Raw genomic sequence first — 18547 nt, forward strand, 5'->3', positions numbered from 1 at the left:
GGATCAAACTCTCCAATAAAGTTAGTTTGTCTAGCATCTAAAAATAAAAATTGACGTTTCACGTTGTTTGTTTCGTTTAGTTTTCAAAGTTCAATATCGCGTTTCAGCGACTTTTATAATATATCATAGTATATTATTTTCGTCAACAAGTTTTTCAAGATAATTTGTATCTCTCATTTGCTGACTCTGCCTATTATATAGACTTTTCTATTACTATGCAAGTATTATTATAAAAAAATAAGAGGGGGAAAATCCCCCTCTTATTCTTCAGAAGAAACCTCTTCATTAGATTCTTCTTCTTCATCTTTCTGTGCTTTTGCTACTGTCGCTACCTCTTGCTCATCCTCTAAACGAATTAGACGAACACCTTGTGTATTACGTCCCATTTGAGAGATTTGATCAACTGGCATACGAATAATAACGCCTGCGGCTGTAATTAGCATGATGTCTTCTTCACCTGTTACAGACTTAACCGCTACTAACTTACCGTTTTTATCTGTAATGTTACAAGTCTTAAGACCTTTACCACCACGACTTTGTAGTCGATACTCTTCAACTGGAGTACGCTTACCATACCCGTTTTTCGTTACAATTAAAACATTCGTATCTTCTTCAACAATTTCCATACCTACTACTTGGTCCTCTTCGCCTAATGTAATAGCTTTTACACCAGCTGCATTACGGCCCATAGAACGTACATCTTGTTCATTGAAGCGAATTAACATACCGTTGCTTGTCCCTACGATAATATCTTTATCGCCAGATGTTAAACGTACAGAAATCACTTCATCTTCTTCACGAAGCGAAATTGCAATTAAACCGTTTGTACGTATATTTGCAAATGATGAAAGTGGCGTTCTCTTAGAAATACCTTGTTTCGTTGTAAAGAATAAGAACTGGTCGTCACCAAATTCACGAATTGGAATAATGGCATTGATCCACTCACCCTTATCTACCCCTAATAGGTTAATAATTGGTAGCCCTTTTGCAGTACGACTATACTCTGGGATTTCATATCCTTTCGTACGGTATACTTTACCCTTGTTTGTAAAGAATAAAATATGATCATGAGTAGACGTTGTTAATAAGTGTTCAACAAAGTCATCATCATTCGTACCCATTCCTTGTACACCACGTCCCCCACGGTTCTGTGTTTTGTACGTAGAAGCTGGTAACCTCTTAATATAACCGTTATGAGTTAACGTAATCGCAATGTTTTGCTCAGGAATTAAATCTTCATCTTCAATAAATTCCATACCGCCAATTGTAATTTCTGTTCGTCTCTTATCATTGAAACGCTCTTTTACTTCTGTTAATTCTTCACGAATAATCTCAAGAACTTTCTCTTCATCTGCTAAAATCGCTTTTAATTCAGCAATTAATTTCATTAAGTCTTGATATTCTTGCTCGATTTTTTCACGTTCTAATCCAGTTAAGCGTTGCAGACGCATATCTAAAATCGCTTGCGCTTGTTTCTCACTTAAACCGAAACGTTCCATTAAGCCTTGCTTTGCAATATCAGCCGTTTTTGAACTACGAATTAACGTAATAACTTCATCAAGATGATCTAAAGCAATTCGTAATCCTTCTAAAATATGGGCACGTGCCTCTGCTTTTTCTAATTCATAAGCAGTACGTCTACGGATTACTACCTTTTGGTGCTCCAAATAATGATATAAGTTTTGTTTTAAGTTTAGTACTTGAGGCTCTCCATTTACAAGAGACAACATATTAATACCGAAACTTGTTTGAAGTGCTGTATGTTTATATAGATTGTTTAATAGTACGTTTGCATTAGCGTCACGACGTACTTCCATGACAATACGCATACCATTTCGGTCTGATTCATCACGTAAATCTGTAATACCTTCAATTTTCTTATCGCGAACTAATTCTGCGATTTTTTCAATTAATCGTGCCTTATTAACTTGATAAGGTAGTTCCGTTACGATAATAGATTGTTTACCATTTGATTTCTCTTCAATTTCAACTTTGGCACGAAGCATAATAGAACCTCGTCCTGTTTCATAAGCTCTCCGGATGCCACTTCGCCCTAAGATTAAACCTGATGTCGGGAAGTCTGGCCCAGGAATATATTCCATTAATTCCGCGATAGTGATATCTGGATTATGGCTTAATGCCAACACACCATCAATTACTTCGCCAAGTTGATGTGGCGGAATATTTGTTGCCATACCAACTGCAATACCTGTCGTACCGTTTACTAATAAATTAGGGAAACGCGCTGGTAATACAATCGGCTCTCTTTCCGAACCATCGTAGTTATCTTGGTAATCAATTGTATTTTTTGAAATATCACGTATTAATTCCATAGAAATCTTAGACATTCTTGCCTCTGTATAACGCATTGCCGCTGCTGAATCTCCATCTACAGAACCGAAGTTACCATGCCCATCTACAAGCATATAACGTTGACTGAAATCTTGCGCCATACGTACCATTGTTTCATAAACGGCTGAATCTCCATGAGGGTGATACTTACCGATTACTTCACCGACAATACGTGCTGATTTCTTATACGCTTTATCAGCTGTAATTCCTAAATCATTCATCGCATATAAAACCCTACGATGCACAGGTTTTAATCCATCACGAACATCTGGTAATGCACGAGATACGATAACACTCATTGCGTAATCTAAAAATGAGGTACGCATTTCATGACTAATATTAATTTCTCGAATTCGTGCTTGTTGTTGATTGTCTGACATCAACGAGCACCTCCTCTTACATTTCCGTTACACATACATTGATTTATATGTAGAAGACAGGAATACTTAGATTCCTGTCATTACTCATTTAAATATCAAGGTTTTTCACGTATTTTGCATTCTCTTGGATAAAGTTACGACGCGGTTCCACTTTATCACCCATTAAAATTTCAAATGTTTCATCTGCTTCTATTGCATCTTGAAGGGAAACTTGAAGTAACGAACGTACTTCTGGATCCATTGTCGTCTCCCATAGCTGAGTTGGATTCATCTCTCCAAGACCTTTATAACGTTGAATTCCTGGTTTCGGCTGGGCTGGTAACTCAGCTAATATTTTTTCAAGTTCTTTATCATTATAAGCATATTGAATTTTTTTACCTTGTTGCACTTTAAACAAAGGTGGCTGTGCGATATATATATATCCACACTCAATTATTTGACGCATATAACGATAGAAGAACGTTAATAATAGGGTACGAATATGCGCACCATCAACATCAGCATCGGTCATAATAATAACTTTATGATAGCGTGCTTTTTCGATATCGAAGTCCCCACCAATATTTGTACCAATCGCCGTAATAATTGTACGAACTTCATCATTTGATAAAATCTTATCTAAGCGTGCCTTTTCAACATTAATAATTTTACCCTTCAGCGGTAAAATTGCTTGAAAATGACGATCGCGTCCTTGTTTTGCAGATCCACCAGCAGAGTCACCCTCTACGATATAAATTTCACTAATTGCTGGATCTTTAGAAGAACAATCTGCCAATTTCCCTGGTAAACTTGAAACTTCTAAAGCACTCTTTCGGCGAGTTAGCTCACGAGCCTTTTTAGCTGCTACACGCGCACGTGCTGCCATCGTCCCTTTATCTACAACCTTACGTGCAACATTGGGATTTTCCAGTAAGAATTTTTCAAAAGCCTCAGAGAATACTGACTCCGTAATCGTTCTCGCTTCACTATTTCCAAGTTTCGTCTTCGTTTGCCCTTCAAATTGTGGATTTGGATGTTTAATTGACACGATTGCTGTTAAACCTTCACGAACATCTTCACCAGTCAAATTACTATCCGCATCTTTTAAAATGTTATTTTTACGACCATAATCGTTAATCACACGTGTTAAGGCAGTTTTAAATCCTACCTCATGTGTACCACCTTCATACGTATGAATATTATTTGTAAATGAGTAAATATGATTTGTATATCCTTCGTTATATTGAAGCGCAACTTCAACTTGAATACCATCTTTTGAACCTTCTACATATACAGGCTCTTCATGAATTGGTTGTTTTGAACGATTTAAATGTTCAACATATGATTTAATTCCACCTTCATAGTGGAACTCTTTCTTTTGCTTATGTTCACGTTTATCTTCAATTGTTAATTTAATATTACGATTTAAAAACGCCAACTCACGCATACGAGTCGCTAGCGTATCGAATTCATATTCTGTCGTCTCTTTAAAAATTTCTGGATCCGGTTTAAAGCGAGTTATTGTTCCAGTCTTATCTGTATCACCGATGACTTTTAAATCTGCAACCGGAATACCTCTTTCGTATTTTTGGTAATGGATTTTGCCATCACGATGTACAAATACTTCTAATTCTGTTGATAAGGCATTTACAACAGATGCACCAACACCGTGCAAACCACCAGAAACTTTATAACCGCCACCGCCAAATTTACCACCAGCGTGGAGGACAGTCATAATAACCTCTACTGCAGGACGTCCCATTTTTTCTTGTATACCAACTGGAATACCACGTCCATTATCCGTTACAAGAATACTATTATCTTCTTCGATACTAACGTTAATTTCATCGCAATATCCTGCTAACGCTTCATCGATACTATTATCGACAATCTCCCATACAAGGTGGTGAAGTCCCTTCCCACTCGTAGATCCAATATACATACCCGGACGTTTCCGAACTGCCTCTAGTCCTTCAAGTACCTGTATCTGACTTTCATCATATGCATTTTCTTGCATTTGTTTTTGTTCCATTGACACAAAGATCACCTACTTTTCCATTTAAACAGGGGTTTATGCCCTATCTATTTCACAATCTACCGTGCCGTTCGTTACATGAATTGTTTTCGCATCTTTTAATGTTTCGTGTTCAATTCCGTCGACACTCGTCGTTGTAACAAATGTTTGCACCTTTCCTTGAATTGTATTTAACAGATGTGATTGACGATAATCGTCTAATTCTGATAAAACATCATCCAGTAAAAGGATTGGATATTCTTTAACCTCTGAATAAATTAATTCAATTTCAGCTAATTTTAGGGATAGTGCGGTCGTTCGTTGTTGTCCTTGCGAACCAAAGACTTGAACATTTTTACTATTAACGAAGAATTGTAAATCATCACGATGAGGACCAATTAAAGTCGTACCACGGAAAATTTCACGTTGTTTCACAGATTGAAAACTTTCATAGTATACTTCTTTTATTTTCGACAAATCCATTGATTCTGATACATCTACACTTGGTTTATAGACAATTTCTAACTCTTCTAATCCACGGCTTATACCGCGATGAATTGGAGCTGCCCATTCCTGTAGCAAATGCAAAAATTCAAAACGTTTTTGCAGTATTTTTGCACCATGCTCAATTAGTTGAAGGGTAAATACATCCAACATCGTTTCCTCATTCTTACTATTCCCTTGCATTTTTTTCAACAAGTGATTTCGTTGCGTGAGCACCTTTTGATATTGACTTAATTCATACAAATATACAGGAGCTATTTGTCCTAATTCCATATCTAAAAAGCGTCTTCTTACTTGAGGGCTTCCTTTTACAAGATTTAAATCTTCTGGGGCAAACATGACAACGTTCATCACGCCAATATATTGACTTAACTTTTGTTGTTCAAGTTGATTTAATTTTGCCTTTTTACCTTTTTTCGAAATATTTAATTCCAAAGACAAAGAACTGTTTCTTTTTTGTAATTTCCCTTTTATTTGACCAAACTCTTCATCCCAGCGGATAAGTTCGCGATCATTAGAGGTTCTATGAGATTTCGCCATCGCTAAAACATAAATAGCTTCCATCAAGTTTGTTTTCCCTTGTGCATTTTCGCCGATAATTACATTTACCTTATCTTCAAAGGAAAGCTCTAATTTTTCATAATTGCGATAGTTTTTTAATTGTATTTCTGAAATAAACAAAGGGCTCCCCCTTTATGCCTGAACTTGGAAAGTTCCGCTTCCTGGAATTTCAATAACATCATTCGCATATAGTTTGCGACCTCTTCTATTTTCAAGTTCGTTGTTCACGTACACTTCATATTCTTGTAAAAACCATTTTACAGCGCCACCTGTATCAATTACATCAGCTAACTTTAAAAATTGTCCTAGTGTAATATACTCTGTTGAAATTTTAATATGTTTCATAAAATCGCTCACTTTCTGAAAGTGTTCATTCTTTCATTGTACTAAATAAACTAACATTAGGAAAGTAATACCCAAAAATCAAATAAGGGCCACTAGCATCTTTAAACTAGCAACCCTTATTCCTTACCTAGTAAGTACGAACTGGTAAAATTAATTGAATAATTGAATCATCATTTACTGTACGAATTAAGAACGGTCTCATCGCCCCAGTAAAACTAACTTTAATCTCTGTACTATCCAAGGCTTTCAATGCATCCATCATATATTTTGCACTAAAAGATATTTTTAACTCTTCTCCATCCACTTTTTCACATTGTACTTCTTCGACAACTTTTCCGATTTCTGGTGAATTCGAAGAAATCTCTAGCATTTCTTGCTCTAAAGTTGATAATTTGACAACGTTATTGCGGCCATCTCTCGCTAATAGTGAAGCACGATCAATTGCTTGTAGGAATTCTTTTGTATTCACAAAAATATCCGTTTTACTCTCTGCTGGAATTAAACGTGTTGTATCTGGATAATTTCCTTCTAACAATCTTGAGAAGAATAATAAATGTTTTGTACGGAATAATACTTGATACTCCGTAATAACGATATCCACCATTTCTTCAGACTCATCTAGAATCTTACTTAATTCATTTAAGCTCTTACCTGGGATAACAACATTAGCTTGAAATTCATCTGCAATATTATGTCCTTCGATTTTCGCTTTTCGAAGTGCTAGTCTATGACTATCTGTTGCAATACAAGTTAACTCGCTGTTATATACCTTCCAGTTTACACCTGTCAAGATTGGTCTTGTTTCAGAAGTAGAAACTGCAAATACAGTTTGTCTGATCATATGCTTAAGTAAATCTGTTGGTATCTTAAATACATGATGTTCTTCAATCTGTGGTAATAACGGATATTCTGCAGAATCTAAACCATTTAAGTTAAATTCTGATTTTCCAGATTTTATTTTTGTCATAAAATGATTTTCCACAGAAATTTCGACAGTATCTTTAGGTAGTTTTTTTACAATCTCACTAAAATATTTTGCTTGTAAAACAATGCTTCCTGATTGAGCTATTTCTACGATTTCTTTTCCATTTTCTTCGACAGGAATAAACGATTCAATAGAAATATCAGCATCGCTTCCTGTTAATGTAACCCCTTCTTCAGTAGCTACAACTTTAATTCCCGTAAGGATAGGGATTGTTGTACGAGAAGAAACGGCCTTCATTACATCTTGTACACCTCTTACAAGATAGTCTTTTTGTATTGTAAAACGCATAAAGAAAAACCTCCGGTAAGTATAAGATTTTATTTAATTAATAAAGATAAAAAAATAGTAGTAATAGTAATAGGGCTTGTGGATATGTGGATAACCCCTTTGAAGGATGTAAAAACAGTCTATCTACATGTGGATAGACTGTGCGTAAAACAAGGTAAGTTATTCACACTATTCAGCTACTACTTTAAAATACCATTAATTTCTTCAACTTGCTTTTGTAATTGCGTATCGGTTTTTAGTAGTTTAGAAATTTTTTCATGGGCATGGATAACTGTTGTATGATCACGTCCACCAAATTCTTCACCTATTTTTGGTAAAGAGGAATCCGTAAGTTCGCGTGATAAATACATTGCAATTTGGCGAGGAAACGCAACTGATTTTGTGCGTTTTTTCGCTTTAAAATCTTCTAATTTTACTTGATAAACGTCTCCGACAGCTTTTTGAATATCATAAATAGAGATAATTTTCGGCTTAGAATTTGGAATAATATCTTTAAGTGCTTCAGCTGCTAAATCAGCATTAATATCTTTATTAATTAAAGATGAATAAGCTACAACTCGGATAAGTGCACCTTCTAATTCACGAATATTTGAATCAATTTGATTTGCGATATAAAGCATAACTTCATTTGGTATATCAAGCCCTTCAGCTTTTGCCTTTTTGCGTAAAATTGCAATTCGTGTCTCTAAATCTGGCGGCGTAATATCTGTAATAAGTCCCCATTCAAAGCGAGAACGAAGACGATCTTCTAAAGTTGGAATTTCTTTTGGTGGTCGATCACTAGAAATTACAATTTGTTTACTTTCTTCGTGTAATGCATTAAATGTATGGAAAAACTCTTCTTGAGTTTGTTCTTTTCCAGCAAGAAATTGAATATCATCTATCAATAAAACATCTACGTTGCGATATTTATTACGAAAATCAACAGCTTTATTATCACGAATAGAGTTAATAAATTCATTCGTGAATTTTTCTGATGATAAATATACAACTTTTGCATTTGGATTATGTTCAATTACATAATGACCAATTGCGTGCATTAAATGCGTCTTTCCAAGCCCAACTCCCCCGTAAATAAAGAGTGGATTATACGCTTTAGCTGGCGCCTCGGCTACAGCTAATGAAGCTGCATGGGCAAAACGGTTACCAGAGCCGATAACAAATGTATCAAATGTATATTTTGGATTTAACATGCTCTGTGGTAAATGAGCTGAATCATCTTGTGCTGGATTCCGCTTAACTGGAGGAAGATCAATGTCCTCTTCCGATTGACTTTGGGGAATAATAAAGCGAATTGCTAATTTTGCCCCTGTTAAATCGTATAGTGTTTCCGAAATTAGTTCTGAGTAATGAGATTCTAGCCAGTCACGAGCAAATTCATTTGGAGCTGTAATCGTTAATACGTCTTTCTTCAAGTTATGAGCCGTTGTTGATTTTAACCATGTTTCATAACTAGGCTTGCTTACCTTTTTTTCTAATTCTTTTAAGGCACTATTCCATAAATCAGAGATATTTTCCAAAGGTGTCCCTCCTTTACTAAGATGGTAAAAGAATAAGGTTGCGCAACAAATGTACAACCTAATAAATATAAAATGTATATTTATACGAAACGTATTTTAAAACCTAAAAACGTCGTTTGTATATGAGATAGGGTTTTCGACAAAAAAAGCAAATGTGGACAACTATTTACCCACATGTGATTAAAACTGTCCACATGTTATACACAAATTGTGGATAAGATAAAGGTGTGGAAAACTTATTCAAAGTGAAAACACAACTATAATATCAAAAAAAAGTGGCTATAGCAATGAATTTAAGAAAGTTATCCACAAAATCAATACCTTGTGGAATAAACTTGTCCACAACACGATATACTGTGTAAAAGTGGGAAAAAAGTTTGTGGATATAAAAAACGTGAAAAAACATTTATCCACAAGGAAATATAGATGCTGTGAAAAAGTATGTGAATAGGTTCAAAATGAATATTTGATGAAAATTTCTAGAACCATTGACATTTTCCTAGTTAATTAACTATAATTTATAGGACTGTCTTTAACAGATATTCCTCAGGGAGGTGTCATATAATGAAAAGAACTTACCAACCAAATAAACGTAAGCGCAGCAAAGTACATGGTTTCCGCAGCCGTATGAGCACAGCGAACGGACGTAAAGTGCTAGCAGCTCGTCGTCGTAAAGGAAGAAAAGTATTATCTGCGTAGACCACTGATCGTTCAGTGGTCTTTTTTTCTAATAATAGTGAATTTCCGCTGATGAAATACAGGAGTGTCAATTGATATGAAGAAAAAACATCGTATAAAGAAGAATGATGAATTCCAGGCGGTTTTTCAAAAAGGAAAATCAAATGCGAATCGTCAGTTTGTTGTATACCAATTAGATAAAGAAGAACAGCCAAACTTTCGCATCGGCCTTTCTGTTAGCAAGAAAATAGGAAATGCAGTAGTTCGTAATCGAATTAAGCGCATGGTCCGTCAGGCTATTACAGAGTTAAAAGATGAGATAGATTCTGGAAAAGATTTTGTTATAATAGCAAGGAAGCCTTGTGCAGAGATGACATATGAAGAAGTAAAGAAAAGCTTAATTCATGTCTTTAAACGCTCTGGTATGAAAAGAATAAAAAAGTAGCGTAAGGAAATGAATTACACTATATACATACCGATACAAGGAGGAGTAGGCTTTGAAAAAGAAATTAGGTTTACTAGCCATGGTCGTTGCATTAATGGCGATTGCCACCGGTTGTAGTGAAACGGGTCAGCCGATTACATCGAAAAGTACTGGGATTTGGAATGAATATTTCGTATATCCACTTTCTCAGTTAATCACGTATTTTGCCGACTTATTTAACAGTAATTACGGTTTAGCAATTGTTATTACAACTCTTATCATTCGTTTTGCATTATTACCATTAATGATTAAACAAACGAAGAGTACAAAGGCAATGCAAGCGTTACAACCAGAAATGGTGAAGTTAAAAGAGAAATATAGTTCTAAAGATCAAGCAACGCAGCAAAAACTACAACAAGAAATGATGCAGTTATATCAAAAGAATGGTGTAAATCCATTGGCAGGATGTTTACCGATATTTGTTCAGATGCCTATTTTATTCGCGTTTTATCATGCGATTATGAGAACAACAGCAATTAGTGAACATACATTTTTATGGTTTGATTTAGGACAGGCAGATCCGTTCTATATCTTACCAATTGTTGCGGCAATTACGACATTTATTCAGCAAAAGCTTGCAATGGCAGGAACAGCTGGTCAAAATCCGCAAATGGCAATGATGCTTTGGCTTATGCCGATTATGATTTTAATCTTTGCAATTAACTTCCCAGCTGCATTATCACTTTACTGGGTTGTTGGTAATATCTTTGGTATTGCTCAAATGTACTTTATCAAAGGGCCAGAGATTAAGGCTAACAAAGCTGGAGGCTCAAGCAAGTGAGTATAATTACTGCTAAAGGACAAACAGTCGAGCTGGCAGTAGAGGATGCTTTAAGGCAATTAAACACATCAAAAGATCGAGTAGATATAAATATTGTCGATGAGGGTAAAAGAGGGTTCTTAGGTTTATTTGGGAATCGTCCTGCAGTAGTAGAAGTTGTATTGAAGAAAGATCCAATTCAGGAATGTGAAGAATATTTAAGAAATGTTATTCACAATATGGGTGTGGAAGTTGAAATTAGTAAAATTGTAAAAGGACGCGAGATTGAATTTACAATTTCTGGTGATGATGTAGGAGTTTTAATTGGAAAAAGAGGTAATACATTGAACTCTTTACAGTATTTAACAAAACTTGTCGCAAATCGTAACACGAAGCAGTATATCGGTATTACACTAGATGCTGAAAATTATCGTAGTAAAAGAAAAAGTACGTTAGAATCACTTTCTTATCGATTAGCGAAACAAGTATCTAATACGAAAAAAAGAGTTATTTTAGAACCGATGCCATCTTTTGAACGAAAAATTATTCATCAGGCATTATCAAATCATCAAGGTATCAAAACAACTTCTGAAGGAAATGAACCACATCGGCATGTTGTAATATCTCCTAAATGACCGGTTGCTCAAATGAGTGCCGGTTTTTTTGAGCGAAAAATAGATGTGGATAACTAAAAAACACTAAACTTATCCACTGTGAATAAGTTTAGTGTTTTTTACATGGGGATATAATAAAATGAGTTATTCTTCTTTTGTAGATAGGTTCGTTATGGTATCCTAATAATTTAGTGAAAGAAATAATCATGTTGAAATAGAGATAAATAAGCAAGTGAGGTGAAAGGACATGGAATTTGATACAATTGCTGCGATTTCCACAGCGCTTGGAGAGGGTGCAATTGCCATTGTTCGAGTAAGTGGGGATGATGCGGTTGAGAAAGTTGACCGTATTTTTAAAGGGAAGGATTTAACAGAGGTTTCTTCTCATACTATTCATTATGGTCATATCGTTGATTTAGATACAAATCAAGTTATTGAAGAAGTTATGGTGTCTATTATGCGCGCACCGAGGACTTTTACACGTGAAAATATAGTGGAAATTAACTGTCATGGCGGACTTGTTTCAGTAAATAAAGTATTGCAACTTATTCTAGCGCAAGGAGTACGATTGGCAGAACCGGGCGAATTTACAAAACGTGCTTTTTTAAATGGACGTATCGATTTATCACAAGCAGAAGCTGTTATGGATTTGATTCGAGCAAAAACAGATCGTGCGATGAATGTAGCAATTAATCAAATGGAAGGGCGATTATCTAAATTAATTGGTCGCTTACGTCAAGAAATATTAGAAACATTAGCTCATGTTGAGGTAAATATAGATTATCCAGAATACGATGATGTAGAAGAGATGACACATAATATTTTAATTGAGAAAGCAACGCATGTTCGTTCGGAAATCGAAAAAATATTAGAAACATCAAAACAAGGGAAAATCTTACGTGAAGGTATTGCTACAGCAATTATCGGTAGGCCTAATGTTGGAAAATCATCGTTATTAAATAGCCTTGTTCAGGAGAAAAAAGCAATTGTAACTGATATTGCAGGAACAACTCGTGATGTTATTGAAGAGTACGTTAATGTGCGTGGCGTACCTCTTAAACTTATAGATACAGCCGGTATTCGTGAGACAGAAGATGTTGTTGAACGAATTGGTGTGGAGCGTTCAAAAGAAATGATGAGCCAAGCAGATTTAGTATTAGTTGTTGTCAACTATAGCGAGGCTTTAACAAATGAGGATGAAGATCTATTCCATGCGGTACAAGGAAAAGACTTTATTGTTATTGTGAATAAGACTGATTTACCGCAAGCAATTGATATGGAACGTGTTACAGAGTTAGCCGAGGGAAATCGTGTTATTACAACATCCTTAATTGAGGAACAAGGAATAGATGAACTCGAAAAGGCAATAGCTGATTTATTCTTTGAAGGAACAATCGATTCTACAGATATGACATATGTTTCTAATGCGAGACATATTGGATTATTAACACAAGCGGGACAAACAATCGGTGATGCAATTGAGGCAATAGAAAATGGTGTACCAATTGATATGGTGCAAATTGATTTAACAAGAACGTGGGAAATACTTGGTGAAATTACTGGTGACACAGTCCATGAAAGCCTAATTGACCAGTTGTTCTCTCAATTTTGTTTAGGAAAATAATATAGTGATGTTTTAGAAAGATAGAGATTATTAGGAGGAATAAACAATGGGATACAATGCCGGTTCATACGATGTCATAGTAATCGGTGCAGGTCATGCAGGATGTGAAGCTGGTCTTGCGGCAGCACGAATGGGCTCAAAAACATTAATGTTAACAATTAACTTAGATATGGTAGCATTCATGCCATGTAACCCTTCTGTTGGTGGACCAGCAAAAGGGATTGTTGTTCGTGAAATTGATGCATTAGGCGGAGAAATGGGACGTAATATTGATAAAACTCATATTCAAATGCGTATGCTAAATACAGGTAAGGGTCCAGCTGTACGTGCACTTCGAGCGCAAGCTGATAAATTCTCTTACCAACATGAATTGAAGAAAACAATTGAAGAAACACCAAACTTAACGTTATTCCAAGGAATGGTAGAGCGTTTAATCGTTGAAGAAGGTATATGTAAAGGGGTAGTTACACAAGCTGGTGCAGAATATACAGCGAAAACCGTTGTAATTACGACTGGAACATTTTTACGTGGCGAGATTATCATGGGCGATTTAAAATATTCAAGCGGTCCAAATAATCAACAACCGTCTATTACATTATCTGAGCATTTAGAGGAGCTTGGATTTGATCTTGTTAGATTTAAAACAGGGACACCTCCGCGTGTAAACAGTAATACAATTGACTACAGTAAAACGGAAATTCAACCAGGTGATGATAAGCCGCGTTCGTTCTCTTTTGAAACAACGAAATTTATTATGGATCAAATTCCATGTTGGTTGACATATACAAGTACAGAAACACACCGTTTAATAGATGAAAATTTACATCGTTCAGCTATGTATTCTGGTATGATTAAAGGAACAGGCCCTAGGTACTGTCCTTCTATTGAAGACAAAGTAGTAAGATTTAATGACAAACCACGTCATCAAATTTTCTTAGAGCCAGAAGGGCGTAATACACAAGAAGTATATGTACAAGGTTTATCCACAAGCCTACCAGAAGATGTACAACGTGACATGCTTAGAACAATTCCAGGCCTAGAAAATGTTGAAATGATGCGCACAGGTTATGCGATTGAATATGATGCAATTGTGCCAACACAATTATGGCCAACACTTGAAACGAAAAAGATTAAAAATTTATATACAGCAGGACAAATTAATGGAACTTCTGGTTACGAAGAGGCGGCAGGACAAGGGCTTATGGCTGGGATTAATGCAGCATGCCGTTCTTTAGGTAAAAAAGAAGTTGTTTTAGGCCGCGAGGATGCTTATATTGGTGTCTTAATTGATGATCTTGTAACGAAAGGTACAAATGAACCATATCGTTTATTAACGTCTCGTGCAGAATACCGTCTATTATTACGCCACGATAATGCTGATCTTCGTTTAACTGAAGTTGGTCGTGAAATTGGATTAATTAAAGAAGAGCGATATGAGCGATTTACAAATAAAAAATTACAAATTGAACAGGAAAAGGAACGTTTAAGCAGCATTATTATTAAACCACGTCCTGAAGTTCAAGAATTAATTCGCAATATTGGCGGAAGTGAATTGAAAGATGGAATACGTGCAAGTGACTTATTACGTCGTCCAGAGATGACATATGAGCATATTCATCTTTTAGTACCAAGTGAAGTAGAATTAAGTGATGAAGTTACAGAACAAGTTGAAATTCAGATTAAGTACGAAGGATATATTGAAAAATCTTTACAGCAAGTAGAGCGTATGAAGAAAATGGAGAGTAAAAAAATCCCTGTAGATATTGATTATGACGCGATTTCTAGCCTTGCTTCAGAAGCTAGACAGAAATTGAAAGATGTTCGTCCACTTTCAATGGGGCAGGCTTCACGTATTTCTGGCGTAAATCCAGCGGATATTTCCATTTTACTTGTGTATATAGAACAAGGAAAAATTGCGCGCGTATCGAACCAATAACATAGTAAGGAGATATTGCTAGATGAACATAGAACAATTTCAATCTATGCTAGAAGAGAAGGGAATCACCCTCTCTTCTAGACAATTAGAGCAGTTCAAAATCTACTTTGAAACATTAGTAGAGTGGAATGAAAAAATGAACTTAACGGCTATTACAGAAAAAGAAGAAGTATACTTAAAACACTTTTTTGATTCCATTACAGCTGCTTTTTATTATGATTTTTCAAAACCATTCTCAATTTGTGATGTTGGTGCAGGGGCTGGATTCCCAAGTATTCCTTTAAAAATCTGTTTCCCGCACTTAAAAGTAACAATTGTAGATTCATTGCAAAAACGTATTAATTTCTTAAATCATTTAGCACAAAAGTTAGAATTAAGTGATGTTGCATTTTGTCATGATCGTGCTGAAACATTTGGGAAAAAAGAAGGTGTACGTGAATCATACGATATTGTAATGGCACGTGCAGTTGCGCGTCTTTCTGTATTAAGTGAGCTATGCTTACCACTTGTAAAAGTTGGAGGAACATTCATTGCAATGAAAGGTGCAGCAGCAAACGAAGAAATCGAAAATGGCAAGTATGCTTTAGAGGTGCTAGGCGGAGAGTTAAAAGAGATGTCTACGTTCCAATTACCGTTTGAAGAGAGTGAACGTAATATTTTATTAATCGAGAAAAAGCGCAAGACACCAAAGAAATATCCACGCAAACCGGGAACACCCAATAAATTACCTATTGAAAAATAAATCTTATTAGACGTAAGATTAAATTATATAAATGAAAACGTAAATGTTTCATAGGAAACATTTTATGGAGAATAGTCAATAGGCCTAAAAGGTGGTGGAATATGTATGAAAAATACGTTTTCTCGTTTATTTGGCTTTGGAGATAAAGAGAGCGAATTCGAATTACAAGACGAAAGCCATGAAGAGATAGATAAAAAGGTATATGAGGAAATACAAGAAATTCCGATAGTAAATATTACCCCTAACCGTTATCAACCAAGAACAGTTTTTGATGATGCGCGTATTGATGAGCTAGCATTAACGATTCGTACACATGGACTTATTCAGCCGATTGTTGTAAGGCAATATGAGGACGATAAGTATGAGATTATTGCTGGAGAAAGACGTTTTCGCGCGGCAACAAAGTTAGGTTGGGAAAAGGTTCCTGCAATTATAAAGAACTTAAATGATACAGAGACAGCTTCTGTAGCTTTAATTGAAAACTTGCAACGTGAGGAACTAACGGCAATCGAGGAAGCTGTGGCGTATCAAAAGCTGATTGAGTTACATAATTTAACACAAGAAGCATTGGCACAACGACTTGGAAAAGGACAATCTACAATCGCAAATAAGTTGCGATTGTTAAAGTTGCCTGAAGAAATAAAAAGTGCATTATTAGAAAAAAGCATTACAGAACGTCATGCCCGCGCTCTCATTCCTTTAAAAAATGAGGAATTACAACTGAAGGTTTTACAGGAAATTGTGGAGAAACAACTGAATGTAAAGCAAACAGAAGAACGAATTGCGAAGTTACTAGAGGACGCAAAACCGAAGCGTAAGGCAAAGCAAAAAGCAGTAAGTCGAGATACGAGGATTGCTATGAATACAATTAGACAATCTTTACAAATGGTTACTGAAAGTGGTTTAAATGTTAATTCTGAGGAAGAAGAATTTGATGAGTACTATCAAATTACAATTAAAATTCCAAAGAAAAAATAATAATGACGTGTTAGAGACCTTATCCTATTGGAGAGGTCTCTTTTACTATATTTTCTTGTTAAATGAAGAAGGAGTTTAGAAATAAATTTTGAAGTTTAATAAAGGACGTAAAAGAAAAAGTTTTATTTCATGTTACAATAAACGTAATTGTTACTAGAATAAGATAGAAAGGTTGAAAGTAGGTGACATCATGGGAAAAATCATTGCTATTGCTAATCAAAAAGGCGGTGTTGGAAAAACCACAACATCTGTTAATTTAGGGGCTGGATTGGCGCAAGTAGGTAAAAAAGTCCTTCTTGTAGATATTGATGCTCAAGGAAATGCAACGACTGGTGTGGGAATTGAAAAATCTGAATTAGATCAATGTATTTACAACGTTCTTGTGGAAGATGCAGATGTTCAAGGGGTTATACAGAAAACCGCAACTGAAAACTTAGATGTTCTACCCGCTACAATTCAATTGGCTGGTGCTGAAATTGAATTGGTACCGACTATTTCCCGGGAAGTACGTTTGCAAAGAGCATTACAGCCAGTTCGTGATGAATATGATTATATTATTATCGACTGTCCCCCGTCTTTAGGGTTATTAACGATTAATGCATTAACAGCAGCAGATTCTGTTATTATTCCTGTACAGTGTGAATATTATGCACTAGAAGGATTAAGTCAGCTATTAAATACAGTTCGACTTGTACAAAAACATTTAAATAAAAATTTAGCAATTCAAGGCGTATTGTTAACAATGTTGGATGCTCGTACAAATTTAGGGATCCAAGTTATAGATGAAGTGAAAAAGTATTTTAGGGATAAAGTATATCGCTCGATTATTCCGCGTAATGTACGCTTGAGCGAGGCTCCAAGTCATGGGAAACCTATTATGCAGTATGACGCTAAATCAAGAGGAGCAGAAGTATATATAGATTTAGCAGAGGAAGTGATTGCAGGTGGCTAAAGGATTAGGAAGAGGAATTAATGTGTTTTTTCCTGATTTAGATGTGAAAGAAGAGGAAACAATTCAGGAGATTATTGTAACTGAATTAAGGCCAAATCCATATCAACCGCGTAAACACTTTAATAAAGAGGCTATTCAGGAATTAGCAATTTCGATTAAGGAACACGGTATTCTACAACCATTAATTGCTAGAAAGAGTATTAAAGGATATGAAATCGTTGCAGGTGAAAGACGATTTCGTGCTGCAAAAGAGGCTGGTTTAGAAAAGGTACCTGCGGTTGTAAGACAATTAACTGAACAGCAAATGATGGAATTTGCTTTGTTAGAAAACTTACAACGAGAAGATTTAAATCCTATGGAAGAGGCAATGGCATACCAGATGTTAATGAATGAGCTAAATGTAACGCAAGAACAATTAGCGAAACGTCTTGGCAAAAGCAGACCTTACATTGCAAATTATACTCGGTTATTAAGCCTCCCTTCGTTCGTCCAAGATATGATTGCAAATGGTCAACTTTCAATGGCTCATGGGAGAACTTTACTTACGATAAAAGACGAAGAACAATTGAAGTCCTTATTGAAACGCATTGAAAAAGAAGGATTAAATGTTCGTCAATTAGAGAAAATCGTCCAAGAGATTAATAAACACGTTTCACGTGAAACAAAAAAAGTGAAAAAAGAGCGAAATATATTTTTCGTAGAACGTGAAACGTTCTTAAGAGAAAAGTTTGGCACAGATGTGAAAATTAAAGAGACGAAAAAAGAAAAAGGTAAAATCGAAATTGAATTTTTTAATAAAGAAGATTTAAATCGTATTTTAGAACTATTAGCACAGAAAAATTAAAAAGCAA

At 35.5% G+C, this 18547-nt stretch carries 16 protein-coding genes; 10 read left to right on the forward strand and 6 right to left on the reverse strand.

What is annotated here, in order from left to right:
* Positions 1-260: 260 nt before the first annotated feature.
* The 6 genes from gyrA to dnaA all read right to left on the reverse strand — a co-directional run bounded on the left by gyrA (position 261) and on the right by dnaA (position 8928).
* Entirely contained in the window at positions 261-2732 is a 2472-nt protein-coding gene (gene gyrA, locus AC1Q8L_RS19300) for a DNA gyrase subunit A (protein ID WP_001282866.1), read from the reverse strand.
* A gap of 88 nt (positions 2733-2820) precedes the next feature.
* A complete protein-coding gene (gyrB, locus tag AC1Q8L_RS19305) occupies positions 2821-4743 on the reverse strand; it encodes a DNA topoisomerase (ATP-hydrolyzing) subunit B (protein ID WP_000435980.1) in 1923 nt (640 codons plus the stop codon).
* Between the two features lie 39 nt (positions 4744-4782).
* The gene (recF, locus tag AC1Q8L_RS19310) at positions 4783-5910 is read right to left on the reverse strand and encodes a DNA replication/repair protein RecF (RefSeq protein ID WP_000470755.1); all 1128 of its coding nucleotides are present in this window, start codon (positions 5908-5910) and stop codon (positions 4783-4785) included.
* 12 nt (positions 5911-5922) lie between these two features.
* Positions 5923-6135: a S4 domain-containing protein YaaA gene (gene yaaA / locus AC1Q8L_RS19315; protein ID WP_000680510.1), complete on the reverse strand. Its 213-nt coding sequence runs from the start codon at positions 6133-6135 to the stop codon at positions 5923-5925.
* Positions 6136-6262: 127 nt separating this feature from the next.
* The gene (gene dnaN / locus AC1Q8L_RS19320) at positions 6263-7408 is read right to left on the reverse strand and encodes a DNA polymerase III subunit beta (protein WP_001212886.1); all 1146 of its coding nucleotides are present in this window, start codon (positions 7406-7408) and stop codon (positions 6263-6265) included.
* A 179-nt stretch (positions 7409-7587) separates the two neighbouring features.
* Positions 7588-8928 carry a chromosomal replication initiator protein DnaA gene (gene dnaA, locus AC1Q8L_RS19325; protein WP_000428028.1) on the reverse strand — a complete coding sequence of 447 codons (1341 nt, stop codon included), beginning with the start codon at positions 8926-8928 and terminating at the stop codon, positions 7588-7590.
* A 564-nt stretch (positions 8929-9492) separates the two neighbouring features.
* Between dnaA and rpmH the strand changes: the two genes are divergently transcribed.
* The 10 genes from rpmH to spo0J all read left to right on the forward strand — a co-directional run bounded on the left by rpmH (position 9493) and on the right by spo0J (position 18540).
* A complete protein-coding gene (gene rpmH / locus AC1Q8L_RS19330; protein WP_000831901.1) occupies positions 9493-9627 on the forward strand; it encodes a 50S ribosomal protein L34 in 135 nt (44 codons plus the stop codon).
* Positions 9628-9703: 76 nt separating this feature from the next.
* On the forward strand, positions 9704-10051 hold the full coding sequence (rnpA, locus tag AC1Q8L_RS19335; RefSeq protein ID WP_000726621.1) for a ribonuclease P protein component: 348 nt from the start codon (positions 9704-9706) through the stop codon (positions 10049-10051).
* A 52-nt stretch (positions 10052-10103) separates the two neighbouring features.
* Entirely contained in the window at positions 10104-10871 is a 768-nt protein-coding gene (spoIIIJ, locus tag AC1Q8L_RS19340; protein ID WP_000727739.1) for a YidC family membrane integrase SpoIIIJ, read from the forward strand.
* The gene (jag, locus tag AC1Q8L_RS19345; protein ID WP_000022795.1) at positions 10868-11485 is read left to right on the forward strand and encodes an RNA-binding cell elongation regulator Jag/EloR; all 618 of its coding nucleotides are present in this window, start codon (positions 10868-10870) and stop codon (positions 11483-11485) included. Before spoIIIJ ends, jag begins: the two co-directional genes overlap by 4 nt.
* Before the next feature lie 226 nt (positions 11486-11711).
* Positions 11712-13088, forward strand: coding sequence for a tRNA uridine-5-carboxymethylaminomethyl(34) synthesis GTPase MnmE (gene mnmE / locus AC1Q8L_RS19350; RefSeq protein ID WP_000393762.1), 1377 nt, complete (start codon positions 11712-11714; stop codon positions 13086-13088).
* Between the two features lie 46 nt (positions 13089-13134).
* Complete coding sequence (gene mnmG, locus AC1Q8L_RS19355; RefSeq protein WP_000541052.1) at positions 13135-15024, forward strand: tRNA uridine-5-carboxymethylaminomethyl(34) synthesis enzyme MnmG; 1890 nt, start codon at positions 13135-13137, stop codon at positions 15022-15024.
* Between the two features lie 22 nt (positions 15025-15046).
* Positions 15047-15766 carry a 16S rRNA (guanine(527)-N(7))-methyltransferase RsmG gene (gene rsmG / locus AC1Q8L_RS19360; RefSeq protein ID WP_001019628.1) on the forward strand — a complete coding sequence of 240 codons (720 nt, stop codon included), beginning with the start codon at positions 15047-15049 and terminating at the stop codon, positions 15764-15766.
* 105 nt (positions 15767-15871) lie between these two features.
* Complete coding sequence (gene noc, locus AC1Q8L_RS19365; protein ID WP_000799015.1) at positions 15872-16744, forward strand: nucleoid occlusion protein; 873 nt, start codon at positions 15872-15874, stop codon at positions 16742-16744.
* A gap of 190 nt (positions 16745-16934) precedes the next feature.
* Positions 16935-17696 (forward strand): sporulation initiation inhibitor protein Soj, encoded by a 762-nt coding sequence (gene soj, locus AC1Q8L_RS19370; protein WP_000516114.1) that lies wholly within the window; start codon positions 16935-16937, stop codon positions 17694-17696.
* A complete protein-coding gene (spo0J, locus tag AC1Q8L_RS19375) occupies positions 17689-18540 on the forward strand; it encodes a stage 0 sporulation protein Spo0J (RefSeq protein ID WP_001051823.1) in 852 nt (283 codons plus the stop codon). Before soj ends, spo0J begins: the two co-directional genes overlap by 8 nt.
* The last annotated feature ends 7 nt before the right edge of the window (positions 18541-18547 follow it).

It is taken from the genome of Bacillus sp. GW823-FHT06A11 (genome assembly GCF_058795355.1).